Source organism: Zhaonella formicivorans (genome assembly GCF_004353525.1).
GTDB classification, from domain to species: Bacteria; Bacillota; DUOV01; order DUOV01; family Zhaonellaceae; genus Zhaonella; species Zhaonella formicivorans.
On record NZ_CP085524.1, the window covers coordinates 1,183,809 to 1,207,811 of the forward strand.

Genomic DNA, 24,003 nt, shown 5'->3' on the forward strand with positions numbered 1-24,003 from the left:
CGAGGTGTTAGCATTGTTTAGTAAATTAACAATCGAAGAATTTCTGCAGCAAGCTTCCAGCACCACTTTTCCCTCTCCGAAAGGGGGCAGTCTGGCGGCTTTGGCGGCTGCTTGTGCCGCTGCGCTGGTACAAATGTGTGCAAGAGTCGCTGCTAAAAAGCAGCAAGGGACAACAAACGCTCAGGGTTTAACAGAAATTGAACGACAAGCGGAACAACTTAAACAGGAGTTGAACAGCCTGATTAGCGAAGATGCGCTGGCCTATTTGGAAGTCATCCGGGCTTACAACTTGCCCAATAAAACCTGCGAAGAACACAAAAACCGTGCCAAAATTATTTCACAAAAATTCCTGATGGCAACCCTTACTTTAATCATTATTGGTAAAAATTCCCAAAAATTACTCAAAGTAATAGAAAAAATGCAACCCCAATGTCCTGCCAGTTGTGTAGGCGATTTACATGTTGCCAGGACTTTTGCCAAAGCGGCGTTAGACAGTGCTCTATGGGGAATCGAAGCCAATCAGCCCAAAATAGCCATTCCCCAAGATAAACAGGAACTGCAGGTTCAGTTAGCTGCATTGGGTGTTGATTATTTTACTTACTTTGACAACAGATTTTTTTAAAATCCGCCATACCATGCTCTGCCAGCAGCACGCTCAAACGTTCCGTTTTGCCGTTCAATTTAGATTTCATGTACCCGTGCAAATTGTCCAGCAGTCCCAAAAGCTCCTCAAAACTGGCAAAAGGATATATTTCTTCTGCAAGTTTGGGGTGTCGCCCTAATTTCCCACCGGCAACTACTTTCAGGCCGGTTGCTCCAACCTGCCAAGCTCCCGCTTGGCACGCCCTAGTACATTCCCCGCAGCCTAGACACTTGCTCTCCAACAATACAGGAGCCCCGCCGGCTTCAAGCAAAGCGCCTTCTTTGCAAATCTGTATACAAGCCCCGCATTTTATGCACAGTTCGGGCTGAAAATTGAGCCGTACCTTACCGCTGATGCCTATATCCTTAATTTGCGGCTGAGAACATCCATTGGGGCAGCCAGCGATTGCTATCCGGGAAATTCGGTGGTAGAGCAACATTTCATTCGCCCCCAAAAGACAGTCGAATTTATTCAGCAGCTGCTTAACTTTTTCAGCCAATTCCCCCGTATCAAGCAATGCATTGGGACAAGAGCCCTTCCCACGGCATTTCTCTACTATAAAAACGCCGCCTGTGTTGCTTTCTTTCATTTTCCCGCCTCCTCTAAGTTGTCGTATCCGGAATGTATTAAATGTATTATTTCTACAACCTATTTCAACTTTCCTATTTCATACTCCAGAATATATTAATTGCACTAGTTTATCTATCCGCTTTAAAATTTTGCACGTGCCCGGTGGAACTTTTTTATATGTAATAAGGGCTTCGATTGAAGCCCTATCAGATTAAGCTAAAAAATAGCCGAAATTAAAATCTTCTTTAAATAAGAACTCTTTGTTCCGGGAAATATCTATTTTATTTTTAATCAGCGTATTATAAACACCTGCTTGGCGGATATCTCCCACCAAGATCATCCCTACCAACCTGTTATCCTTCATAACCAGCTTCTTATATTTATTTTGGGCCTGATTTTCAATTACAATTTCCTCTAAGCCTTCACCTGCTTCCGTCAGACCTGCGGCAATTGCAGGAATTTCCCGGAACTCCACTGCATTCTGCATGCCTACTAAAGCAGTATAGGGTTTTTGAATACCGGCCATATTCAAGCCGGCAATCCTGCCCTGGACTACTGCGTTGGGCCAAATGGGCGTCAGCTTACGTTGACCGGTTACAGCATCTATGGTTTCCACCACATCTCCGGCAGCATAAATATCGGGTTCATCAGTCTGCATAAACTCATCAACGACTATACCCCGATTAACCTTAATTGCCGTTCCCTGAACCAATTCAGTATTAGCCTTTGTTCCGGTAGCTACAATAATCAGTTCGCATTTTAACGTCTCACCGTCTTCCAACCGTACACCTTTGCCTTTTTTACCGAACATTTTTTGCCATATACCAGGATTGATAATTTCTTTGATGCCATTGCCGGTAATTATCCTTATACCTTCGCATAACATATCTTTTTCCAGAATTTTGGCAGCTTTGGCGTCAAATTGACTGGGCAGGATCTGGGGCAGTTTTTCAACTACAGTCAACTCCACTCCTCTGCTGTAAAGGGCGTATGCGGCCTCAAGCCCTACAAACCCTCCGCCAATAACCACAGCCCGCCGCACCCCTGGCAAGGCCTGAAGAATCTTTTTAGCATCATCCAGGTTCCGTAATCCAAAGATATTTTCCCCTTCAATCCCCGGAATAGGGGGAATAAAACTTCTGCTTCCGGTTGCAATTAAAAGTTTATCATAGGGTATGGTTTTACCGTTTTCCAGCGCCACTATTTTTTGGGCCGGATTGATCTTCTGTGCTTTAACGCCGAAATAGGTTGTAATCCGGTTTTGAGAATAAAAATCTAAATTCCGGATCCTGATGGTATCCTCATCCCTGTCGCCGGACAAGTAGTCGGGTAAAAGACATTTGGAGTAAGCATGGTAGGCTTCATCAGTAATAATTGTAATATTTCCTTGTCGGTCAACTTCCCTGATCGTTTCCGCGCATTTTACACCGGCAGCGCTGTTGCCAATGATTACATAGTTCATTTTATCCCTCCTAAAGCTTTTACACGGCTTTAGACATGGCTAGTTGTGCAGCGTTATGCCGCCTAAGTTCAGCAACAACTTTAGCTTCATCATAAATCAACGCCCCCTGTGGGCACGAGGCTACACAGGCCGGAACCTCCTTGCCACCGCAGCGATCGCATTTTAGAGCCAGTCTGGTCTCACCTTCTACAGGGGTGATTACGCCGTAAGGACAGGCCATAATACACATCCAACAGCCTACACATTTTTGTTCATGGCCTTCGTTGGTAACAATGCCTGTGACTTTATCTTTCTGCATAGCGCCGGTCATGCAAGCATCCACACAAGCCGGCTCTTCACAATGGCGGCACATTAAAGGCACCGGCTTGCCTCCAACTGATTCAACAGCAATTCTGGACCTGACTTTTTCCAGCATGGCGCCCACGATATCTTTGGAATTTGAATGTTCAGCCGCACAAGCTAAAGTGCAAGTCAGACATCCAACACATTTATCCAAATCAACAAAAATTTCTTTCATCAGCCTATCCTCCTAATACTGTATAGATTTGGGAATAATCCTGTATTAAGTTACTGGTGAAGCCTATTAGGCTTCACCAGTTGTACAGGTAAACTAGACAGCTTCTTTATATCCCCAGAGCAGCGCGTTTCTGATTGATATGCTCAAGCATTTTTCTGGCAGCTTCTACAGGATTTTCTTCAACCAGTACCTTACCGCCGGTTAAGCTTTCCACATCTTCCGTCAAGATCTTGGTAACCAGAGCGCTGCCTGTTACAGGAGGTACAGGACCAATATGGGTCAAGAGGCCAAAGGCTACTGCAAATACTCCGTCTGCTACCGCTTTTTGCTCCAGGTATTCAGGCGCGGAAGCCACCACGGGCAATTGGCTGGGATCTACACCTAAAGCATTAGCAATTGCTGTAACAGCTACCCCGATCCGGCCGATATCTACACAAGAACCGAAGTTCAATACCGGCGGGATGCCAAGCATCTTGCATACTGCTTTGAGTCCTTCACCTGCTTCTTCAGCCGCTTCCGGTGTTTGCAGCCTTTCAATCTGAGAAGCGCTGCTCATACAGCCGGCTGCAATAACCAGTACGTCATTTTTGATGAGTTCTCGCATAATGGTAAGACCTTGGCTGTCATGTCCGTTTCTGTTATTAGTACAACCAACTACAGCGGCTATACCTTTAATAGCTCCCTGTTTTACGGCATCAAGCAGCGGATCTAAACTTCCGCCTAAAGCGCCCAGAATTGTTTCTACAGAAAAACCGGCTACGGCAGGAGCCTTACCTTTGGGGATAACCACGCTGGATTTATCCCGTTGCTTGTATTGTTTGATAGCCATTTTAATAAGTTCTTTGGCCTGTTCGGAAACTTTTTCCGGTTCATAGTCCACATGGTCTTCCACGCCGGCCATTCTTAAAATCCGGTCCACGGAAACCAGCTTGGTATGGAACTTGTCTGCAACTGCTTTCATGCCCGGAATAGAGCAATTCATATCCATCATCACCAGGTCTACAGCACCGGTAGCAATCATAAATTCCTGCGTAATCCAGTTACCTAGTTGACCGGCATAACCCTTGGCAGAAGTAGCGCTACGCTGCATTAGCTCTTGGCCGGTGCACATCGACCCGTAAACTTTAATGCCTTTAGCACCGGCTTTTTTAGCCAATTCTTGCATTTCTTTGGACTCTGCCGCCTTAATTACTGCAGTGGCTACCAAAGGCACGTGACCGTGGGCAACGATGTTTACATTCTCTTCATCAATAATCCCCAAGTCGGCTTCACTCTTTGTCAGGCTGGGAGTTCCTAACAGGATGTCCTGCATAGTAATAGTACCTACTAAGCCCATATAACCTGTTGAAATAGCAAGTCTTAAGGCGGTTAACAGCAAATCCACAGGATCAGTGTCAATATTGGACATGGTCTTGGTCATGGCGTCCCTTAATTCTGACAGAGGACCCCCGGGAATTATGCCCAGTTTCTCCCAAGCCTCCAGCCTGGTCTTGGGGGCAAACAATTTCACCAGGGCCAAGGGTTCATCAGAACCTTTGCGCAGTTCGTGCAGCATCACGTCTGCCAGCTCTTCTGCCAAAGCGTTGGTCGGTTTTGTAGTATCCAAACCTACCACACCTGCAATCTCACGCAGTTTCTGCTCATCACCGATGGTGTATGGTGTTTTGCCTTGCGCAGTAGCTTTAATAGTTTTTAATATTTCTTCCAAATGGTGCGTATAGGCTGCGATACCATGGGATTCAAGACGCACCAGGTTCCTCGCTACTATTGTATCAGCAGTGGCGCCGCAAATCCCTTGCGGAGCTTTCGGTGTAATTCTACAAGGCCCATGGCTGCAAAGCTGACAGCAGATACCCTGCATCCCGAAACCACACTGGGGCTGCTGTTGCTGGTAACGGTCAAATACGGTAGTTACACCTAATTCTTTGGTTCTTTCGTGCATTTGGTTCACGCTGGCGTGGGCTGATACGCCGCACTGAGCCGCACTGGAACAAGTTTGGCAATTACTCATTTTATCTCCTCCTTGAAGCAATCTTACAACCCTAATTATAAAAAAGCAGGACCCGCCATGCTGTGACGTAGTCCTGTCTCCCGGTGTGACATTTATCACAATTGCTCTTTTACTTCCTAGCTACTACAACTAAAGCCTGAGTGTCTAATGTAAAGGGCTCACGCCGAAAACCTCCGAAAGTTTCAATTTGCTTAAAGCCTGCCTCCTGATGCATAGCTATCATTTCATCCTTTAATAGCGGCAAGAGAGTTACCGAATTGGTTACAGGTTTTTCCCCTTCTACTTCCAGTGTTCCGGAGAAAATAATCCTCCTATGTTCCTCATTGTATTTATATTTGCGGATGAATCTTACCCCTGCCTGCCGGTTATGTATCACAGGCAGTTCGGTGATGCCATAATGCAAGACCCGATCGTAGTTGACAATCTGGGAAATAAAAACCCCTCCTTCTTCCAGCAAATCAAAAACGTTTTTGACCAATGTGCCGAGATGCTCTTTGCTTGGTAAATGCACCAGCGAATTGCCGATACAAAATATACCCCCGAAGCTTTTCGGAGAAAATAGCTCTGCACAATCTCTCATATCAGCCACTAAAAAGTCAACGTCAACCTTTGCTCTTTCCTTGGCAGCTTTACTTCTGGCTTCTGCCACCATGCTGGCATCCAAATCCAACCCATAGACCTGAAATCCTTTAGCCCCTAGCGCCAATGCATAGGTTCCCGTCCCGCAGGCCAGATCCAGGATCTTGTTTTTACCTGCAAATTCTTCTGACAACAACTTAAGTTGGGCTTCACCCAGAGGAAAAATCGCATCATAATGTTTACTGATTGCTTGGTAAAATTCCACAATTCTTATCTCCTTTCTAAAAATAGTTGCTTTATTTTAACAAGTACATTCTATATAATGTGTGATAAGAGTCACTTTCAAAAAAGAATTTTAAATATCAAGTTCGCCTGGAGGAGGTTGCTTAGTGGGCTCAGCAGAAATCAATCTACAAGCCTTAAAACGCATCCCCATTTTTTCTGATCTTTCAGAGGAACACCTGGAGGAATTAAACAAAGTCATCTTGGTTCGTAGATACAAAAAAGGAATGTTAGTATTTGTCGAGGGAGAACCGGGTGATGCCCTTTACTTTGTGCGCAAAGGCGTAATTAAGCTCTCCAAAACCATGGAAGACGGTCGCGAACAGATCCTCCACTTTGTCAAAGACGGCGATATTTTTGCCGAAGTGCTGCTATTTGACGGAGGTCCTTTTCCGGCTACGGCAGAAGTGATGGAGGAGGCAGAAGTAGGCATTATCCGAAATAAAGACATAGACAATTATTTACGGCAGCATCCTGATATTGCCTTACAAATCCTGAAAATTATGAGCAAACGCCTCCGGCGGGCCCAAGCTCAAATCAGGGATCTGGCATTGAATAATACCTATGGTCGCCTAGTTAATACCCTCTTAAAACTGGCTAACGAATACGGGGAAAAAACCCCGGAAGGCACCAAAATCAACCTCGTCCTAGGTCAGCAGGATCTGGCTAATATGATTGGCTCATCGCGGGAAACAGTAGCCCGCTTTATCAGTGATCTGAAAAAATCCAAGGTTATTGCTGTCCACAGGCAGTATATTACAATTCTGAATGAGGATAAATTGAAACAATGGGTTTAAACAGTTAGGGAAAGGGTTTTGCCCCTTTTTTTATGGATGTTGTAAAAAATTTAAATTTAAAATTAGCTGGGCGTAATCCCCCATACTTAAGCTAGTCTGCCAGTATCCGGCCAATTTAGCAACAGCTGTACCACCAAAGAAAAGCAGTACCACTCCCAGGCCGAAAACCAAAGGCTGTAGTTTATGCCCCAAAAACTTCAGTTTTAAAGCATCTTTTTGAGGACAAGCCTCTAAACAGCGCAAACAACCAGTACATTCCGGAGAGGCAACTCTTTCCGATTTAGCCACCTGGAGCTTACTAGGGCAAGCCTTTGTACAGGCTGCACAATCTATGCAAAGTTCTTTGTCCCTAGCCACTGCTGTAGGGCTAAAAAAACTGATGACTCCCAACAAAGCTCCGTAAGGACACAAATAGCGGCACCAAAAGTTTCTAATAAACAATGATAAGACTGCTAGTATGAGCAGAACTATTGCGGTGGTTGTGCTCATTTCCGTAAAGAATTTCAACATTTTCACATCGGCAATCCGGTTGTACGGACTGTTCAAAAAGCCTGCTATGGCAAAAGCGGACATATCCACAACTATAATTTTTACAAAAAATGCCAAGATCAAATACTTGATAAGCATCAGCCCACGATCTATTATTGTAGGCAGCTCAACTTGAATTAAAAATTTTGCTCCTAATAAACCCAACCCCTCGGAAATGGTGCCTATGGGGCAAATCCAACTGCAAAAAGCTTTGCGGAAAAAAAATGAGAGCAATAAGGCCAGCAAAAATATGGTCAAACCGGCTGGATGAATCCGGTCAAACATCCCTGTTATAAGGAACAGCTTTAAAGACATGAAAGCGCTAATCGGTAGAAAAGCCTCCACTACCGGCGGCCGGTGCGTGAACACAGTAGCACCCATTGATTCAAAATATGCCACAAAGCGATAGAATTTGAATCCTGCCCAGAGCAGCAATAACGCGACCAGGATTTGTACGGAGTTTCGTACCAACTGTAAAGTCGTCTTTTTTGGTAACCCCAGCATAACTTCCTCCTGTATCTTTGTCTTTTGTACATAGTTTACCAAATTTGCACAACAAAAGTTGTGATATTTATCACAACCGGGCTAGAAACTCCAAATAAAAATACCGGAATGTGCTATCCCGGCTTTATCTTAACTTATTTTTGTTAATACTAGTCCGGAAAGCTCCGACGAATTCAGCCAGGGGGTGGGCTTCGCCTTTTTTTGCGCTTCCCGCATTAACTATTTTTACAATTTGCTTGCCACTCAAACTTTCCCGATTTTCCTGCTTCTGCTGCCCGCCGCTTAACAACTGCTGCTCTTTAATAGCTATAAATGCAACAATAGCTGCAGTAGCCGCCAAAATACTTCCACTTAAAAACATTGCTGTTTTGCTGTAATTTAACAGTAAACTAAAGGCCGGTGGCCCTGCGGCTACACCGAAAAAACGCACGCTTCCATACAGAGCTGTAATACCACCCCGCTCCTCCAGCTTACAAGAACTGGTAACCAAAGTATTGACTGCCGGTAAAACCAAACCGGTGCCGAGACCCATTAAAGATACTCCAATAAAGAATACAATGTTTGATTTCAGCAAAGAAATTGCCGCCAACGAAACAGCCACCACAACAAGCCCGAATAAGATAAACAGTTTCATCTTTTTTTGATGTTTTTGCAAATACCTGCCGGAAATAAATGAAGTAGCAGCCATAACCAGTACCGGCACAGCCAAGACAAGGCCTTTTACAACTCCTTTTAAGCCGTGGGCTTCTTCAAGTACATCGGATAAATAAGACAAAACACCGAAGAGCAACAGCAAAACCACACTGCCTGCCAAGTAACAGCCGGCTAAAGATTCCCCCTTCTCGGTAAAAATTCTTTTGATATTAGTGAAATATTTACTTATTGATTGATTTTTGGTAGCCAAAGGTGGTTCTTTAATGAGCAGCCAAACAGCCACAGCAATAGGCACAGCCAGCATTGCATAGACAAAGAACAATGCGTACCAGACAATTAAAGCTATTATTGAGCCTAAAATCGGGCTTACCACTTTTCCTAAACCATTGGCGGCTTCAATGGTTCCTAAAGCTTTACTCCGCTCGCTGCTGGTAAAAATGTCGCTCACGAGCGCCATGGCAATGGGAGCGGTGCCTGCGGCTCCAATACCCTGGATAATGCGCCCTGTCAAAAGGACAGCTAAAGAATTGTTAAATAAGGTAGGAGCCAGGCCGGATATAACTCCTCCCAAACCATAAACTAACAAAGAGGGGACAATGATCTTTTTTCGCCCAACTTTGTCGCAAAGGAAACCCATAATAGGTATGGCTAATCCCGCAGGTAAGGAAAATAAAGTAATAGTAAGCCCTACTTGCAGTTTGCTTATATCCATGGCCCGCTGCATTTCCGGAAACACTGGAATGAGCATGGAGTTTCCTAACACCATGATCAAAGGAACACCGCATAGTGCCGCCAATTTGGCTATGCTTTCTTTTTTCATGCATCTACACCCTTTGCTGATTTTTAACGACAAAATATATTTTCCCTTGTCTTGCCCTACAATATGCTCTAAATTTGCTCATACTTTTTTGGACAGTGGGAATGCTACATGTGATTTCTTAAAAAGACAGGAGGTGATAAAATGGTTAGACTCACAGCGGCGGAATCACTATTTCTTCAGGAACATATGCGTTCTTGCAATGCCATGACAAAGTTCTTACAATTTGGCGCCATCAACTGTTCTGACCCTAAATGCAAAAACTTATGCGAAACCATGGCCAGGGAGCATCAGATGCAGTCCCAAAGATTGGCCAGCCTTTTAGGAACAACAATGAGCTAAAGGAGGGAACTGAAATGCAAGGCCAAATGATATCTGATAAGGATGTTATGCAGCTTCTTTTAGACCAACATAAATACGCTGCTTGCAGTTTGACTCAATTTGCTTTGGAATGTACGAACATGTCCTTAAGAAACGAAGTTTTGCGCGCTTTGGATATGACTTTTGCGCACCAGCACCATATTTTCGAATTAATGAGGCAGCAAGGCTGGTATGAACCGGCAATGGCTACCCCTACTGATCTAGCCATGGTGCAAAACATGTTTGGACAAATGAATGTAACCAATGTCTGACCAGGAGAAAAAATGAAATTGGAGAGAGCCGGTAGCAAACAAGGCAGGTCAAGACCGGCTGTAACCGTTGAAAGCGCAAATGCCGGTTTAATGCGTAAAACCAAAAACGGAGAAACTAAACCTTACAGCTTCGGGTGCGAAGAAAAAGAAGAATAACAAGAAGAAATAAAAGGAAATAAAAATCAGCCCAACCCTGGGCTGATTTTTATTTCCTTATAAGCTGCTGTCGTACTGACCTAATTTATAGGCACCTGTGCTATAGCTACTGGCCATTCCTGCAGTCATACCCATTTGACCTGCGGAAGTGCCTATCCCATAACTTGAAGTACCATAATCAGGTCTGCCGGTTGGTGAAGAATTTACTTCTGAAGTTCCAGCAGTAGGCGATCCGCCACCGAAACCTGCCCCACTAAAACCGGAAATTTGCCCTGTGTAGGAGCTCATACCATAACCTGAAGTTCCCCAGTCAGGTCTCCCGGTCGGTGACGTTTGTACCTCTGAAGTTCCTGCGGTAGGGCTCCCACCACCAAAGCCGGAAGTAACACCTGCTAAACCTGTAGTGCCATATCCGCTCACGCCGTAGCCACTAGTGCCATAGCCACCCGCTCCATATCCGCTGGTGCCATAGCCACCGGTGCTGTAGCCGGAAATACCGGTTTGTCCACCAAAGCCGCCGGTCGTTGCAATCCCTGCACCGCTAAATCCCCCTGCACTAACTTGCGACATTTGCCTGGCTAAACTTGAAAGCTGCTGCATTTCTTGGGCGGCACTTTGGCACATTTGCTGGATCTGGGATAGCTGCCGCGAGGCATTTTGTTCTGCTTGACTTAGGCGCTGCAGTTGACTGGCCACATTGCTTTCATTTTGCTGCATTTGCTGCAGTTGTCTTTGGTTTGACTGCTCACTGGCCGCCAGTTGCTGGGCCATGCGCGAAATGTTGTTCAATTCGCTTTGAAATTGGCTAATCCTTGCCTGCAACTGTTGAAGCTGTTGATGATACAACATTGACACCCCTTTTTCAAAAATAATTAATATGGAACTATATGTATTATGAGATTTTATGTGGTTAAATATGCACAAAAATATAGTTTCGCCAAGCTTTGTGAGTGAGAAAAACCTTAGTTCCACCCGTATTATGCAACAAAGCCAAACTTTAAATGCGTAAAGTCTGGCTTTGATTAACAAGTGTCGGATATTTTTTCAGCATTGTAAAGGCATCTTGCCGTGCTCGTTCCAAAATGGGGGCGTCTTTTATCAGGTCAGCTATTTTTAGCTCCGGCAGCCCGTGTTGTCTGGTACCAAAAAATTCACCGGGACCTCTTAAATTTAAATCTTCTTCAGCAATCACAAAGCCATCGCTGCAAGAAACTAAAATTTTCACCCTGGCTTTAGCTTCATCGCTTTTTAAATTGCCCATTAAAAAGCAGTAAGATTTATGTTCACCCCTGCCAATTCTTCCGCGCAGCTGGTGTAATTGAGCCAGCCCAAATCTTTCCACCCCTTCAATCAGCATAATTGTAGCGTTGGGCACATTCACCCCGACTTCGATTACCGTTGTTGCCACCAGGATTTTGATGCTGTTGTCCCGGAAGTCGTTCATTACGTCTTCTTTTTCCTGACTGGACATTCTTCCGTGCAACAAGCCGACTCTGTATTCCGGGAAAATTTTTTCCTGCAAATAAGCAGCTAACTTAGTGGCCGCTTCTGCTTCTATGGCTTCCGACTCATCCACCAAGGGGCAAACTATGTATGCTTGCCTTCCTCTCTCGATTTCTTCTTTGATAAAAAGATAGGCATCATTTCGTTTGCTTTCAGGTATATACCTGGTCAATACCGGCTTTCGGCCAGGGGGCAGTTCATCGATTACTGATAAGTCCAAATCTCCGTAAAGGGTTAAGGCTAATGTCCGGGGTATTGGGGTTGCCGTCATCACTAGAACATCGGGATTCAAACCTTTTTCCTGGAGCACGGAGCGCTGCATCACTCCAAACCGGTGTTGCTCATCGGTAACAGCTAGACTGAGAGTTTTAAATCTTACATTTTCTTGAAGTAAAGCATGAGTACCTACTACTATGTCCACCTGACCTGCTGCAATCCGAGTTAGTAATTCCTCTTTTGCCTTTTTGGGAAGACTGCCGGTCAGCAAAGCAACGCGCACATCTAAGGGCGTAAGCAACTGGCGCAAGTTGAGATAATGCTGCTCCGCCAAAATCTCCGTAGGGGCCATGAGCGCCCCTTGAAAACCGGAATCCACTGCCTTTAAAAGCGCCACCATCGCTACTACTGTCTTGCCGGACCCCACATCACCTTGCACTAACCTGGACATTGGTTGGCTGCTTTCCATATCCAGCAATATCTCATTAATTACTTTTTTTTGGGCCCCTGTCAACGGATAAGGTAACCGGCGACAAAACTCTTCAACCCTGGGGTTGGGACCCTGATGGGCTATCCCCGGTTTTTTTTGTTCCACAACTTTTTTATTGGCTATGAGTTTTAACTGTAAAAAAAACAGTTCCTCGTAAACCAACCTTCTCCTGGCCTCGTTTAAGGTTTTCCAGTCAGGTGGGAAATGAATGGCTCTTAAAGCCTCAGAACGGGAAAGAAATTTGTATTTTTCAAGTAGTTCCACGGGCAGTTGTTCAGGGAAAACTGCCAGATAGTCCTCCAGGGCCCGGTAAATAATTTGCCGAATTGTTTTTTGAGGCAAACGTTCAGTGGCAGGGTATACGGGAACAATCCTTCCCGCATGGATTAAATCGGATCCATCTAAAACCTCAAAATCATGAACTGCCACTTCACTCTGAAAAAATTTCCTTTCAACCTTGCCAGTTACAAGAACATTGACTCCTTTGGAAAGCTGCCTTTTTAAATAGGGCTGGTTAAACCAGACTGCCTGGGCTTGTCCGGTAGCATCGCCAATTGTTGCCTTGATAATAGTAAGCCGGCGGCGGGGCTTTAGTTCCTCAACATTTAACACGCTGCCGCAAAAAGTTTCAATTTCACCGGGCTGGAGTTCGGCTATTTTTTTTATTTTGCTGCGGTCTTCGTATCTCCGGGGGAAATGATAAATTAACTCACCGAGAGTCTTGATGCCTAGACGGGCTAAAATCTTTGCGCGATTAGGCCCAACCTGTTTAAGAGCATGAACCGCTGCCTGCGGCCCGATTTTACCTACCGGCAGCGGTGGTGTTTTAGCTTTTTTGTTTGTACAAACTAAGGCACCGGCCTCTCCGCCCAGTTGACTTAGAGAATCCAGTGCCGCTGAAATTTTATGTAACGTTTCCCTTCTTTCAGGCATGAGCAGTTTCGGGTATTCGGATATTAAAGCAGCTAAATATTTTAAGATAACCAAAGCATCGGCTTTATCCAGGCTAAAATTTTCAAGTTCTGCCAAGCAGGAAAGAAAATGGGAGCTAAATCCGCCGAAGCAGGCTGCATTTGTGTAGCCCAGGCGTTCTTCCCGTTGCAGGAGCTGTTTAAGGTTCTCGATTGCCTCCCGGATTTCTGCCATGGAGCAACACCTACTCTAAAGCAATAATATAATAATATAATGGCTGTCCGCCTGAATGAATTTCTATTTCCAACTCGGGATAATCCTTGGCGAGTTCTGCTCGCAAAAATTCAGCTTCTTTTGGTTCAACTTCGCTGCCGTAAAATAGGCTTAAGAGTTCTCCCCCTTCTTTTGCCATCTCACTGATCAATTCCCTGGCTACCTCGATGAGGCTATCGCCTTTCGCCACCAAGTTGCCTTCCGACATTCCCAAGAATTCCCCTGCACGGATTTCCCAGCCGTTGTATTGGGAATCCCTTACCGCGTATGTAAGTTCGCCGGAGCGCACATTTTGCAGCGCAGCATTCATTTTAGCCTGGTTATCTTCTTTAGTTCCTTCCGGGTCAAAAGCAAGTAACGCAGCCATTCCCTGGGGAAAGGTTTTGCTGGGAATGACAACAACCTCTATGTCTTCCAGCAATTCGGCGGCTTGTTCCGCAGCAAGTATAATGTTCTTATTATTGGGCAAAACATACACCTGCTTGGCGTTGACCTCTTTGATTCCCGCCACCAGGTCTTCCGTGCTGGGGTTCATAGTTTGTCCCCCAGAGACAACTACATCAGCGCCTAAGCTTTTTAAAATATCGATTAAACCCTGTCCGACACTCACTGCGACGATACCGGCAGCTTTAGATGGTTTAATCTCCTCAGCATTTAATGGTATCTCGTCCCCATGCAGCAGCTTTTCCTGATGCTGTTCCTCCATATTGTCAATCTTGATATCATGTAAAGTACCCAAGCTTACCGCATATTCCAAGACTTTGCCGGGGTTGTTGGTATGAATGTGGATTTTGGTAATATTATCGTTTCCAACAACCAGCAGACTGTCACCCCAGCCCTCCAATGCCCGGCGAATTAACTCCTGGGATAAACCGTTCCCTTTAATAATAAGTTCAGTGCAATAGCGGAATGCCAATTCCTTGACTTCGGCCTCGAAAACAGCTTTTTTTTCAATTTTTCCTGGCAGAGTAATCAAAGTATCGCCCGCTAAATCCGGGGAAGCTAGATTTTCATCCAGCAGACCGTTTAAAGCTCCCTCAATGATCAAGCATAAACCTTTCCCGCCTGCATCAACTACACCTGCCTGGGCCAAGGCGGGAAGCATTTGCGGTGTTCTCTCCAAAGCTGCTTGTGCAAACCTGAGGGCTTCAGAGATTACCTTGGCACAATCGCCACCGGCAGAGGCTGCTTCTTTTGCTCCTTTCGCAGCGGCTTTAGCCACAGTCAGAATTGTCCCTTCCACCGGCTTGATCACTGCTTTGTAGGCTACCTCAACTGCACTTTGAGCAGCGGCAGCCAATGCTTTGGAATCTACCTGTTCAGTTCCTTCCAATACCTGACTGAATCCCCGGAAAAGTTGGGACAAAATTACGCCCGAATTGCCCCTTGCTCCCATCAGCGCCCCGGTAGCCATAGCCTGCGACAAAGATTTGATGTTTAGATTCTGAATTCTTTCAACTTCCCGTACAGCTGCCAAAAGAGTCAAACTCATATTAGTCCCCGTGTCGCCATCGGGCACGGGGAAAACATTTAAGGCATCAACTATATCTTTATTGGCTGCCAGGTTTTGTGACCCGGCCAAAAACATTTTCTGCAGCCGGAGGGCGTCCAGATACTTATATTGCAATCCCAGAAACCTCCTCAATCTATAACTTTGACCCCTTGTACAATTATATTTACCTTTTCAATGGGTATACCCGTTAGCCTTTGTACGGTATAATGCACTTTTTCCATAACGTTATGGGCTACCTCATTGATTTTAGTGCCGTACCCCACCACAATATAGACATCAATGCTTACCCGGTTATCTACTATGTTAACCTGGATACCTTTTCCCGTCGCTTCTCTGCCTAGAAGTTCAAATAACCCGTCTTGTAATTTCTGGGAAGCCATGCCCACCAGCCCATAGCACTCTGCAGCAGCGTACCCTGCAAGAGTTGCTATTACTTCCTTGGAAATCGAAACTTTACCATACTGGGTTTCTAAAGTGTTAGCCAAACCATTATGCCTCCTCTCTACGGGTTAATGATCGGATAAAGACAACAAAACAAACTTTGCAGCAACTTTAAACAGGAGGAAAAACTGTTGCTTTTCTAGTGTACCCTTATACAAGTCGGAAAGTCGATCTACTGCCTGATTTGCCAAAAAAGCAGGGACTCATCCCTGCATGGTAAAATCAGTTCTTTTGCACTAATTTGTTTAAATCGGCCAGTAATGCCTCTACATTGATGCCATGCATACGGGCGCCGTTTTCAATCGTTTCGTCAGCAGCACCCATGCAGCGGAGGCACGCCATACCATGCTTTTCCAAAATTTCCCTGGACTGGGGATAGGCCTGTAGCAGTTCAAGGAGCGACATTTCCTTGCTAATCATCGCTAACCCCCCGTTATTAAATTTTGCAGCTTAGATAAAAAGTATATGCCTATTTTCGCTTAAATTCAACATAAACTGTTTTAATCCCTGCTATGCCGGAAACTTTTTTCCCTTTTTTAAAATTTCTTGCTAAAGATTTTGCTTTTTGCTAAAATTAGTAAAGGTTTTGATTTAGGATTAATAGCCTTTGGCTTTTTATAAGGAGGTGGAAAAATGGCTAAGTGCAATATTTGTGGCAAAGGAGTAGTTACGGGAAACCAGGCCAGCCACTCCAACATTAAAACAAAAAGGACATGGTCTCCCAACCTGCAAAAGGTAAAAGCCATAGTTGACGGTAGCCCGAAAAGAATTGTTGTTTGTACCCGTTGCTTGCGTTCCGGCAAAGTAGAGCGCGCAATTTAACAAGTTTCTGACAAACCGGGAACACTTGGCGATTTGCTTGCAGGCCAGCCAAAGGCTTGCGCAACTTAAAGCTATATTGCTTGTAGGTTACCCATTCAAGGAACGCTCTAACCAAGTAGTAAAAAGCGTAAATCTTTAACGTAATATAGCATATTCAGCAACAACATAAAAAGACTTGGGAGTTAAATACATCGCCCAAGTCTTTTAGTTTATACTATTACAAAGGATGTTCGTCCAAAACCCTGCCGGTATCGCTACAGATAAGCAGCAGCCTGTCGTTGTCCCAGAGACCCACGCTGGGTACACCTGCGCCTTTGGGCAATGAGCAACTGCCGGGATTGAAATAAACAGTGCCATTCTTTTTTTCAATCGCGGCAACATGAGTATGACCGGAAATACATAGGTCAATGTCCCAACGCCGGGTAAGCTCTTCCATTTCATCATTTTGCAGGGAATGACCATGATGTACCAATACTCTCTTACCATTCAACACCGTAAAAAGATAAGGGGCTGCGAGGGGTATGTTTAACAACATCTGATCCACTTCGGCATCGCAATTTCCCCTGGCAATCAGCACTGGCACGGGACACTCATTCAGCGCTATCGCCAGCTCCTGGGGAGCATACCCTTCCAAGACCGGATTACGGGGACCGTGATAGAGCACATCGCCTGCATGTAGAATAACTTCCACATCACGGAAAATTTGACCCAATACCCGTTTCCAAGGCAATACGACACCATGGGTATCGCTGATTATACCGACTTTCATAGTTTACAACTCCTGTTCCTTTTCCTTATGTTTGGCTAAACGGGCTACCGGTACTTCCAACCAATAGTGTACCCTTTTGTAAATTACAAATGTAGCTAACGAACTAAAAAGCGCTTTAACCAGGTTAAAAGGTATAATAGCCGAAGTTATTAACGGCAGCACTTCATTGGACGGTACGCCCCACAGCGGCAGGAGCACAAAGTAGTTAGCCACTGTCATAACCAAAGTCATCGCCAGCGAACCGGCCAGCAGTGAAACAACGGCTCCCGTTTTAGTTTTCATTCGTTCGTAGATGGAACCAGCCACCAGCACAAAACTTCCTCCGGCTATGAAAGCGGCCCCCACCCCAATAATACCTGCAGTCGATTTACCGGAAACAAAAAACAAAAATGTCTTCAAAAATTCCACCAACACACCGGTCCAGGGACCCCAGGCAAAAGCCGCAATTAATCCTGGAACTTCACTGGGATCGTATTTTAAATACGGCGGAAAAAACGGCAAAGGAAATTCAATGCTAAACATTAGCAGAAAGCCGATAAGAGCAAGCAATGACACGCGTACTAGCTTTTTTGTTGACACAGCTTTCACCTCTGATATATTAGGATAAAGAAAAATTAAAAAACCCGCCGGTAATCCAACGGGTAGTTCAATACAAGCAAACTGCATCTTCTCATCACCTTCTCCCATCCAGACTTTAACTGTCGGCTCCGGAATTACACCGGATCAACCATTTGGCTCGCGGGCTTTAACCGCCGGTAAGGAATTACACCTCTCCCCGAAGGATCACCTATTAAATTCAAGCATATTTTAGCACTGGGACTTTTCCTAAGTCAAGTAGCAAATTGCTAAATGCCAGCTATGCTGTCCCGCAGTGTCTTAGCGGCCAGAGACACATCCGGCTGACCGAAAATAGCAGAACCCGCCACCAGAATATTAGCTCCAGCCTGGACAGCCAGAGGTGCGGTTTCCGCATTAATTCCTCCGTCAACCTCGATATCTACGGATAAACCTTTGCTGTCAATGATTTTACGCAATTCCGCAATTTTGGGCAGCACGGCTTTAATAAACTGCTGACCGCCGAAACCGGGGTTAACTGTCATCAGCAACACCATTTCCACTTCAGATAAAACGTATTCGATTGTGGAAAGAGGCGTTGCCGGATTTAAAGCCACAGCTGCTTTCACGCCCTGCTCCCGAATATTTTGTAAGGTCCGGTGCAAATGCAGGCATGTTTCCACATGCACGGAGATAAAATCCGCTCCTGCTCTGGCGAAAGCGGGGATATAGCGATCGGGTTCGGCGATCATCAAATGCACATCAAAAAGCAGCTTGCTTTTCGAGCGCAAGACTTTGACCAAGTCCGGACCGAAAGTAATGTTAGGCACAAAATGACCATCCATAATATCAAGATGCAACAGTTCCACCCCTGCCTGCTCGGCCTTAGAAACCTCTGTGCCTAAAGAGCTAAAGTCGGCAGCCAAAAGCGACGGTGCAAGCCGAATCACGGTTAAAAACTCCTCTCTTTAGCAATTACTTCTTGTAAAAAAGCTATATAATGCTCATACCGCCTGGGGTCAATTAAACCTTTATCCAATGCCGCCCTGACGGCGCACTGAGGTTCGCTGTGATGCAAACATGTATTAAACTTACACATATTCCGGAAGCAGGCAAAGTCAGGAAAATAAAAAGCAAGTTCTTCCCGTTTTAATTCCGGCAAGTACAGGCGGCTAAAGCCCGGTGCATCAGCAACAAAGCCGCCGTTTTCCATGGGCATAAGCGCCACATGCCGGGTGGTATGTTTACCGCGCCGGCTCTTCTCCCCTACTTCGCCCGTCTTTAATTGCAGTCCAGGCTGTACGGCATTTAGCAAGCTCGATTTGCCAGCCCCGGAAGGCCCTGCAAATACAGTAACTTCCCCCTGCAATTCCTGCTTTAATTCTATAATGCCTATTCCCTTTTTAGCGCTGGTTAAAATAACTTTATAACCTAACCCGGTATACAGGTTGTTTAAATCTGCTACAACTTCCTCCGGAGCCAGATCCAGTTTGTTAAAGCTAATTACCGGGCGAATCCCTGCTTCTTGAGCTAAAATTAAAAGCCTGTCCAATAAAACCAAATCCGGGTCAGGGCTCTGTAAAGCCATCACAATTACAACCTGGGTGACGTTGGCTACGGGTGGGCGCACAAGTTCAGTCTGCCTGGGCAGCACTTCTTCAATTACTCCTTTATTTTGCCCTTCAACCAGTAAAATTTTTACTCTGTCTCCGGGCAAAAAATCCTGCATTTTTAGACGGTAACGACCCCGTAGGGAACATTCGTAAGTGACGTCCTCAGCCCAAACATAATAAAAACCGCTGTAACCCCGTAAAATTATGCCTTCAAGCAGCAAACCTTCATCCCCCTTGCTCTATGGCACTGCTTCTCTATGAATTTCTTTATCGTCTTGTAAAACTTTAAGAATCCCCTTACCGTAAAATTCTATCGGGACGATGACAAAATCACCGGGATTATGCCAGGCGTTATATTCTTCGTGGGTACCTGTCACATCGGAAACTATCACCTGGATATGATGCTCTTTGCCATCATCAGCTACAAGTATCTCCACATTGCGCGTTTCCGGAGCTAAGCCCGGGCCTTTGCTCACTTTTACATCAACTTTCTGCCCCTGCAAAATATTTTGTCCTTCCGGAACGCTTTGCCACATAACCTGGCCACTGAAAAATTCGTAGCTGATCTCGTTGGTAACATTCCCTAATTCCAAGCGGTTTTCTTCCAGTATCCGGCGGGCATCCTCCAGCCTTTCACCCACTAGTTTAGGCATAGGTATATTTTTCGGCTCAGGTCCAAGGCTGACTGTCAAGGTAACTTCCGTGCCCAAAGGTTTTTTAACCTCAGGTTCAGGGTTTTGCGCCACCACGCGTCCAGCCTCAATTTCCTCATCATAAACTTCCTCCACCTGCTCAGCCACGTTAAACCCGGCGTTCGTAAGTGTAATCCGGGCCGTTCTTTCGGGCTCGCCCAGCACACCCGGTACGGGCTTTAATTCCGGCCCCAGGCTAAGAACTAAAATTACAGGCCGTGTTCTTTTAACCGGTTTACCTGCTTCGGGGGACTGTTTGACCACGTAACCTGCAGGCAAGCTGGGATGATAGACCTTCTCCTCGACTTGGTATTTCAGCTTAGCTTGACTTAGGATCGCTTCTGCATCAGCCAGGGATTTCCCCACTACGTTTGGCACTTCCGACTCCCCTACCTCAAAGAAACGTTCCATGCCCAGCCAAAAACCCGCCAAGGCTACTAGCAGAAAAACGGGCAGCAAAAACCAAAAAACAGGCTTGGGCCTCTTTTTGCCGGACTTGGACTTTTTCGTGCCTGGGGCATCTTCTATGGCAGGAAGCACTTGGGTAGGCAATTCCCCTGCAAGGGAAAACCTAACTTTCTCCAGCGCCGCCCTCATTTCCCGTGCAGACTGGTAACGCATTTCCGGCTCTTTGGCCATGGCTTTGAGAACTATGCGTTCCAATGCCGGAGGTATTCCCGTAACCAGTTCACTTGGCGGAACAAAATCAGACTGAATATGCTTTAAGGCAATCCCAATGGCTGTATCGCCTTCAAAAGGCAGCCGACCGGTCAAAAGTTCATAGAGCACTACTCCAGCGGAGTAAATATCCGCCTGAACGCCGGTAACCTCCCCTTTAGCCTGTTCCGGGGAAATATACTGCACCGAACCAACCATGGTACCTGTATATGTGACAGTAGCTGAAGATATTGCTTGCGCTATGCCAAAATCAGTGACCTTGACCTTGCCGCCCTTGGTTACCAGGATATTGTGCGGTTTGATATCCCTGTGTACTACCTTGTTATCATGGGCATGTTCCAGGGCATCCATAATCTGAATTAAATAATCAATTGCTTCCAACGGCTCCACGGGCGCCCGCTTTTGAATGATTTCCTTTAAATTTTGCCCTTCCACATATTCCATTACAAGGTAATGAAAATCCTCTTCATGTCCTACATCGTAAATACTGACTATATTGGGATGGGATAAACTGGCTACCGCCTGGGCTTCACGCCGGAAGCGCTTAATAAAGTCCTCCTCGCTTACAAATTGCTCGCGTAAAACCTTGATGGTAACCGCGCGATTTAAGAGTTTATCTTTGCCTTTATACACTACGGCCATTCCGCCCCCGCCGATTTTCTCCGCAATTTCGTAGCGGTTGCCCAGTGTTTTCCCGATCATATACTCACCTCTTTATTCCCAGTGCTAACTCAAACAAATTGCGCGCAATAGGTGCTGCCTGGTCTCCCCCGGCACCTTCATTTTCCAAAATAATTGCCACAGCTATTTTAGGATTGTCAGCCGGCGCAAAACCTACAAACCAAGCATGACTTATACCCTGCGGGTTTTGGGCCGAACCGGTTTTCCCCGCCACTTTAATCCCGGGTATGGTTGCTTTAGTACCCGTACCCCAGTCTACAACCGCCACCATTCCTTCTGCAACCAATTTTGCCTCTTGTGGACCAATTGGTTTGGCCAACACTTCCGGCTTGCTGCGTTTAACTACTGTTCCGGCTGAAGTTGTAACCCGCTCCAACAGGTACGGCGCCATCATCGTGCCCTGATTGGCAATAGCAGCTGTGATCATGGCCATTTGCAGCGGTGTTACCAAAATTTTGCCCTGTCCTATGCCGATTTCGGCCAAAGCATTTGGTGTTAATTCCTCCGGATTGGCCACTTTGCCCTTTTGCACAGCTAAGTCAAAGGGGATATCCCGGTTAAAGTAGAAGTCCTGAAAAATTCGGTAAAGGTCTTTTGCCCCTAATTCCAATGCCAACCTTGCGAAGACAACATTGGAGGACAAAGCCAGTCCTTCCAAAAGGCTGACTTGGGGGTTGGTAGCAATGCTGTCGCGAATACGCCTGCCGTTAACTTCAATATAACCGGGGTTTTCAAAGATCTTATCCCAATAACCGGCGTCCCTGGCTAAGGCTCCTGCCGCGACCGCTATCTTAATAGCCGACCCCGGCGGGTAGCGCCCCTGCACGGCCCTGTTCAACAGCGGGCTGTTTTCATCCTGCGTTAAACCGGGCCACAATTCATTCAGCCTGTTAGGATCAAAGCCGGGCGAACTGGCTAACGCCAACACCGCACCTGTCTGCGGTTCTAAAGCCACCACTGCTCCCCTTCTTCCCCGGAGCAGCCTGAAAGCCTCCTTCTGTAATCCAGTCTCAATAGTCAGGTAAATATCATACCCTGCAGCCGGCTTTCCCGCTAATCGGCGGTAAAAGTTTACATATTTTTGGAATCCTGTTATTCCCAACAGGTAATTATCGTATCGGTCTTCCAACCCGGCTTTGCCATAACGGGGAGAAGAATAGCCGACTAAATGGGAAGCAGCGTCCTTTAACGGGTAACTCCTGTTCCCAGGTATATCCGCTGCTGTTTTTGCTAGTGTTTCTCCATTGCGGGCAAAAATTCCTCCCCTGACTGTCTGTTCTTCCACTTTCCAAACTCTCCGGTTTTTGGAATGGGTTGCCAGCATCTCACCTTGAACCTGGACGATATAAGTTAAATAAACCATTAAGAGGACAAAGCTTAAGAGAAAGAACATAGCTACCTTCCTGATCTGTTGTCTCACCTCTCGGCCCCCTTATGGCCAGATGCCCCAACATTCATCACCAATCCCAATAAAATAAAACTGATCAGCAGGGAGCTTCCGCCATAACTGGCAAAAGGCAGCGTAACCCCTGTTAAAGGCAGCAGTTTCATTACACCGCTTAAGATTACAAAGCTCTGCAAGGCAAGCAGGGCAGTCAACCCAGTAGCCAAAAGCATCCCAAAGTCGTCTTTAGCCAGCAGTGCGGCGCGAAAACCACGGTAACTGAGCAGCATATATATAGTTATAATCCCAATTCCCCCTACCATGCCCAGTTCTTCAGTCAGAACAGCAAAAATTAAATCGGTTGCTGCAGCTGGGATAACCTGGGGCTGACCCAGTCCGAATCCGGTCCCGAAAAAGCCGCCGCTAGCTAACGCAAAGAGGGATTGGGTGATCTGATACCCCGCCGTATCGATTTTTGACCAGGGATTTAACCAAACCGAAACCCTCAAGCGAAAATGACCAAAGAGAATATAAGCAGCTATAGCTCCCAAGGCGAAAAACACCAGCCCACTGAGCAAAAAGGAAAATCTGCCGGTGCTGGTATATAACATAATTAGAAAAATACCGAAAAAGATTAACGCTGCACCCAAGTCTTTTTGCAACACTAAAAGCCCTAAGGATATAACCGCCATTAAAACCAGCGGTGCCATGGAACGGGGCTCCGGCAAAGCAACAAAGCCATAGCTTTTCCTTGCTGTCAGAATCTCCTTTGTTTCCTGCAGGTAGCCGGCTAAAAAAAAGATTACCAAGAGCTTTACTACTTCGGCCGGCTGAAAGCGCAAAAACCCAAAATCCAACCATGCCCTGGCACCGCCTACTGTGGTACCAAGTAGCACTGTGATTCCTAAAAAGATAATAGCCAGCACCATAAACACGTATTTATAATCTTCTAAAACACGGTAATCCTTGAAGAAACAAACAACCATCCCCAGCATGGCTAAACCAAGCATCAGCCATAACCACTGCCGCGCCGCGAGCATAGGATCAACCCGGTATATACCAAGCAAACCCAAAACCGTAAGCATTGCTGCCAGGGGTAAGAGCAGTTGATCTGCGTCAGAGTTAAACCAAATCAGCAAAATGTGCAGTAAAAATAGCAGTAGGATAAGTCCCCCTGCGGCGTAAATAATTCCTTGACCCGCCTCCGGGGTAGTCAAGTAAAAAAAGAGCGCCCCACAGCCTACCACCAAAGCCACAAAAAACAGCAGCATGGCTTCTTGCCGGCGACTAAAGATTTTCATCTTGCATC

Annotated in this window: 25 protein-coding genes and 1 riboswitch; of the genes, 6 read left to right on the forward strand and 19 right to left on the reverse strand. The window is 45.9% G+C overall.

Going from position 1 to position 24,003, the window contains the following annotated elements:
• Positions 1–13 precede the first annotated feature (13 nt).
• Entirely contained in the window at positions 14–622 is a 609-nt protein-coding gene (locus EYS13_RS05895) for a cyclodeaminase/cyclohydrolase family protein (RefSeq protein WP_227766881.1), read from the forward strand.
• Here the strand turns inward: EYS13_RS05895 and EYS13_RS05900 are convergent.
• The 5 genes from EYS13_RS05900 to EYS13_RS05920 all read right to left on the reverse strand — a co-directional run bounded on the left by EYS13_RS05900 (position 594) and on the right by EYS13_RS05920 (position 6,047).
• Positions 594–1,232, reverse strand: coding sequence for a 4Fe-4S binding protein (locus EYS13_RS05900; protein WP_227766883.1), 639 nt, complete (start codon positions 1,230–1,232; stop codon positions 594–596). The two genes, EYS13_RS05895 and EYS13_RS05900, sit on opposite strands and share 29 nt — an antisense overlap.
• Positions 1,233–1,424: 192 nt before the next feature.
• Positions 1,425–2,675 (reverse strand): NAD(P)/FAD-dependent oxidoreductase, encoded by a 1,251-nt coding sequence (locus EYS13_RS05905; protein WP_227766885.1) that lies wholly within the window; start codon positions 2,673–2,675, stop codon positions 1,425–1,427.
• Between the two features lie 19 nt (positions 2,676–2,694).
• The gene (locus EYS13_RS05910) at positions 2,695–3,192 is read right to left on the reverse strand and encodes a 4Fe-4S dicluster domain-containing protein (RefSeq protein WP_227766887.1); all 498 of its coding nucleotides are present in this window, start codon (positions 3,190–3,192) and stop codon (positions 2,695–2,697) included.
• A gap of 106 nt (positions 3,193–3,298) precedes the next feature.
• The gene (gene cooS, locus EYS13_RS05915) at positions 3,299–5,203 is read right to left on the reverse strand and encodes an anaerobic carbon-monoxide dehydrogenase catalytic subunit (protein WP_227766889.1); all 1,905 of its coding nucleotides are present in this window, start codon (positions 5,201–5,203) and stop codon (positions 3,299–3,301) included.
• 109 nt (positions 5,204–5,312) lie between these two features.
• A complete protein-coding gene (locus EYS13_RS05920) occupies positions 5,313–6,047 on the reverse strand; it encodes a class I SAM-dependent methyltransferase (RefSeq protein WP_227766891.1) in 735 nt (244 codons plus the stop codon).
• Positions 6,048–6,171: 124 nt separating this feature from the next.
• On the opposite strand from EYS13_RS05920, the gene EYS13_RS05925 reads away from it, so the two are divergent.
• Positions 6,172–6,861 (forward strand): Crp/Fnr family transcriptional regulator, encoded by a 690-nt coding sequence (locus EYS13_RS05925; protein WP_227766894.1) that lies wholly within the window; start codon positions 6,172–6,174, stop codon positions 6,859–6,861.
• Between the two features lie 30 nt (positions 6,862–6,891).
• Here the strand turns inward: EYS13_RS05925 and EYS13_RS05930 are convergent, their stop codons facing one another.
• Together EYS13_RS05930 and EYS13_RS05935 are read right to left on the reverse strand one after the other, a co-directional pair.
• Positions 6,892–7,893 carry a 4Fe-4S binding protein gene (locus EYS13_RS05930; RefSeq protein ID WP_227766896.1) on the reverse strand — a complete coding sequence of 334 codons (1,002 nt, stop codon included), beginning with the start codon at positions 7,891–7,893 and terminating at the stop codon, positions 6,892–6,894.
• Between the two features lie 124 nt (positions 7,894–8,017).
• Positions 8,018–9,367: an MFS transporter gene (locus tag EYS13_RS05935; protein ID WP_227766898.1), complete on the reverse strand. Its 1,350-nt coding sequence runs from the start codon at positions 9,365–9,367 to the stop codon at positions 8,018–8,020.
• A gap of 141 nt (positions 9,368–9,508) precedes the next feature.
• Here EYS13_RS05935 and EYS13_RS05940 point away from each other — a divergent pair, with 141 nt between their 5' ends.
• Genes EYS13_RS05940 through EYS13_RS05950 form a run of 3 tightly spaced genes read left to right on the forward strand, consistent with a single transcriptional unit; the run spans position 9,509 to position 10,152 of the window.
• On the forward strand, positions 9,509–9,706 hold the full coding sequence (locus EYS13_RS05940) for a hypothetical protein (RefSeq protein WP_227766900.1): 198 nt from the start codon (positions 9,509–9,511) through the stop codon (positions 9,704–9,706).
• A 14-nt stretch (positions 9,707–9,720) separates the two neighbouring features.
• Positions 9,721–9,996 (forward strand): spore coat protein, encoded by a 276-nt coding sequence (locus tag EYS13_RS05945; protein ID WP_227766901.1) that lies wholly within the window; start codon positions 9,721–9,723, stop codon positions 9,994–9,996.
• Between the two features lie 12 nt (positions 9,997–10,008).
• Positions 10,009–10,152: a hypothetical protein gene (locus tag EYS13_RS05950; protein ID WP_227766902.1), complete on the forward strand. Its 144-nt coding sequence runs from the start codon at positions 10,009–10,011 to the stop codon at positions 10,150–10,152.
• Positions 10,153–10,209: 57 nt separating this feature from the next.
• Here the strand turns inward: EYS13_RS05950 and EYS13_RS05955 are convergent, their stop codons facing one another.
• The 5 genes from EYS13_RS05955 to EYS13_RS05975 form a co-directional block, all read right to left on the reverse strand.
• Positions 10,210–11,001: a hypothetical protein gene (locus tag EYS13_RS05955; RefSeq protein ID WP_227766904.1), complete on the reverse strand. Its 792-nt coding sequence runs from the start codon at positions 10,999–11,001 to the stop codon at positions 10,210–10,212.
• A 148-nt stretch (positions 11,002–11,149) separates the two neighbouring features.
• Positions 11,150–13,507 carry an ATP-dependent DNA helicase RecG gene (gene recG, locus EYS13_RS05960; protein WP_227766906.1) on the reverse strand — a complete coding sequence of 786 codons (2,358 nt, stop codon included), beginning with the start codon at positions 13,505–13,507 and terminating at the stop codon, positions 11,150–11,152.
• Between the two features lie 10 nt (positions 13,508–13,517).
• Positions 13,518–15,173 carry a DAK2 domain-containing protein gene (locus EYS13_RS05965; RefSeq protein WP_227766908.1) on the reverse strand — a complete coding sequence of 552 codons (1,656 nt, stop codon included), beginning with the start codon at positions 15,171–15,173 and terminating at the stop codon, positions 13,518–13,520.
• A 14-nt stretch (positions 15,174–15,187) separates the two neighbouring features.
• A complete protein-coding gene (locus tag EYS13_RS05970) occupies positions 15,188–15,544 on the reverse strand; it encodes an Asp23/Gls24 family envelope stress response protein (RefSeq protein WP_227766910.1) in 357 nt (118 codons plus the stop codon).
• Positions 15,545–15,722: 178 nt separating this feature from the next.
• Positions 15,723–15,920: a DUF1858 domain-containing protein gene (locus EYS13_RS05975; RefSeq protein ID WP_227766913.1), complete on the reverse strand. Its 198-nt coding sequence runs from the start codon at positions 15,918–15,920 to the stop codon at positions 15,723–15,725.
• A gap of 213 nt (positions 15,921–16,133) precedes the next feature.
• Here EYS13_RS05975 and rpmB point away from each other — a divergent pair, with 213 nt between their 5' ends.
• Complete coding sequence (gene rpmB, locus EYS13_RS05980) at positions 16,134–16,322, forward strand: 50S ribosomal protein L28 (protein ID WP_227766914.1); 189 nt, start codon at positions 16,134–16,136, stop codon at positions 16,320–16,322.
• Between the two features lie 217 nt (positions 16,323–16,539).
• Here rpmB and yfcE read toward each other — a convergent pair whose 3' ends face one another.
• The 7 genes from yfcE to EYS13_RS06015 all read right to left on the reverse strand — a co-directional run bounded on the left by yfcE (position 16,540) and on the right by EYS13_RS06015 (position 23,995).
• Entirely contained in the window at positions 16,540–17,091 is a 552-nt protein-coding gene (gene yfcE / locus EYS13_RS05985; RefSeq protein WP_227766916.1) for a phosphodiesterase, read from the reverse strand.
• 3 nt (positions 17,092–17,094) lie between these two features.
• Entirely contained in the window at positions 17,095–17,670 is a 576-nt protein-coding gene (locus EYS13_RS05990) for an ECF transporter S component (RefSeq protein ID WP_227766918.1), read from the reverse strand.
• A gap of 92 nt (positions 17,671–17,762) precedes the next feature.
• A riboswitch (FMN riboswitch) is annotated at positions 17,763–17,878 on the reverse strand.
• 58 nt (positions 17,879–17,936) lie between these two features.
• Positions 17,937–18,596, reverse strand: a complete 660-nt coding sequence (gene rpe, locus EYS13_RS05995; RefSeq protein WP_277998261.1) for a ribulose-phosphate 3-epimerase — start codon at positions 18,594–18,596, stop codon at positions 17,937–17,939.
• 2 nt (positions 18,597–18,598) lie between these two features.
• Entirely contained in the window at positions 18,599–19,480 is an 882-nt protein-coding gene (rsgA, locus tag EYS13_RS06000) for a ribosome small subunit-dependent GTPase A (protein WP_227766920.1), read from the reverse strand.
• Between the two features lie 18 nt (positions 19,481–19,498).
• Complete coding sequence (gene pknB / locus EYS13_RS06005; RefSeq protein ID WP_227766922.1) at positions 19,499–21,331, reverse strand: Stk1 family PASTA domain-containing Ser/Thr kinase; 1,833 nt, start codon at positions 21,329–21,331, stop codon at positions 19,499–19,501.
• Between the two features lie 4 nt (positions 21,332–21,335).
• Positions 21,336–22,730, reverse strand: coding sequence for a peptidoglycan D,D-transpeptidase FtsI family protein (locus EYS13_RS06010; protein WP_227766925.1), 1,395 nt, complete (start codon positions 22,728–22,730; stop codon positions 21,336–21,338).
• A complete protein-coding gene (locus EYS13_RS06015) occupies positions 22,727–23,995 on the reverse strand; it encodes an FtsW/RodA/SpoVE family cell cycle protein (protein ID WP_227766927.1) in 1,269 nt (422 codons plus the stop codon). The genes EYS13_RS06010 and EYS13_RS06015 overlap by 4 nt, the downstream gene beginning before the upstream one ends.
• Between the last annotated feature and the right edge of the window lie 8 nt (positions 23,996–24,003).

Excerpts from the sequence above, each read along its gene's own strand:
- EYS13_RS05975 (WP_227766913.1), bottom strand. The coding sequence starts at position 15,920 with ATGATTAGCAAGGAAATGTCGCTCCTTGAACTGCTACAGGCCTATCCC.
- EYS13_RS05930 (WP_227766896.1), bottom strand. The coding sequence starts at position 7,893 with ATGCTGGGGTTACCAAAAAAGACGACTTTACAGTTGGTACGAAACTCC.
- EYS13_RS05950 (WP_227766902.1), top strand. The coding sequence starts at position 10,009 with ATGAAATTGGAGAGAGCCGGTAGCAAACAAGGCAGGTCAAGACCGGCT.
- EYS13_RS05900 (WP_227766883.1), bottom strand. The coding sequence starts at position 1,232 with ATGAAAGAAAGCAACACAGGCGGCGTTTTTATAGTAGAGAAATGCCGT.
- EYS13_RS05940 (WP_227766900.1), top strand. The coding sequence starts at position 9,509 with ATGGTTAGACTCACAGCGGCGGAATCACTATTTCTTCAGGAACATATG.
- EYS13_RS06015 (WP_227766927.1), bottom strand. The coding sequence starts at position 23,995 with ATGAAAATCTTTAGTCGCCGGCAAGAAGCCATGCTGCTGTTTTTTGTG.
- pknB (WP_227766922.1), bottom strand. The coding sequence starts at position 21,331 with ATGATCGGGAAAACACTGGGCAACCGCTACGAAATTGCGGAGAAAATC.
- EYS13_RS05905 (WP_227766885.1), bottom strand. The coding sequence starts at position 2,675 with ATGAACTATGTAATCATTGGCAACAGCGCTGCCGGTGTAAAATGCGCG.
- EYS13_RS05945 (WP_227766901.1), top strand. The coding sequence starts at position 9,721 with ATGCAAGGCCAAATGATATCTGATAAGGATGTTATGCAGCTTCTTTTA.
- rpmB (WP_227766914.1), top strand. The coding sequence starts at position 16,134 with ATGGCTAAGTGCAATATTTGTGGCAAAGGAGTAGTTACGGGAAACCAG.
- yfcE (WP_227766916.1), bottom strand. The coding sequence starts at position 17,091 with ATGAAAGTCGGTATAATCAGCGATACCCATGGTGTCGTATTGCCTTGG.
- recG (WP_227766906.1), bottom strand. The coding sequence starts at position 13,507 with ATGGCAGAAATCCGGGAGGCAATCGAGAACCTTAAACAGCTCCTGCAA.
- EYS13_RS05935 (WP_227766898.1), bottom strand. The coding sequence starts at position 9,367 with ATGAAAAAAGAAAGCATAGCCAAATTGGCGGCACTATGCGGTGTTCCT.
- EYS13_RS05910 (WP_227766887.1), bottom strand. The coding sequence starts at position 3,192 with ATGAAAGAAATTTTTGTTGATTTGGATAAATGTGTTGGATGTCTGACT.
- EYS13_RS05955 (WP_227766904.1), bottom strand. The coding sequence starts at position 11,001 with ATGTTGTATCATCAACAGCTTCAACAGTTGCAGGCAAGGATTAGCCAA.
- cooS (WP_227766889.1), bottom strand. The coding sequence starts at position 5,203 with ATGAGTAATTGCCAAACTTGTTCCAGTGCGGCTCAGTGCGGCGTATCA.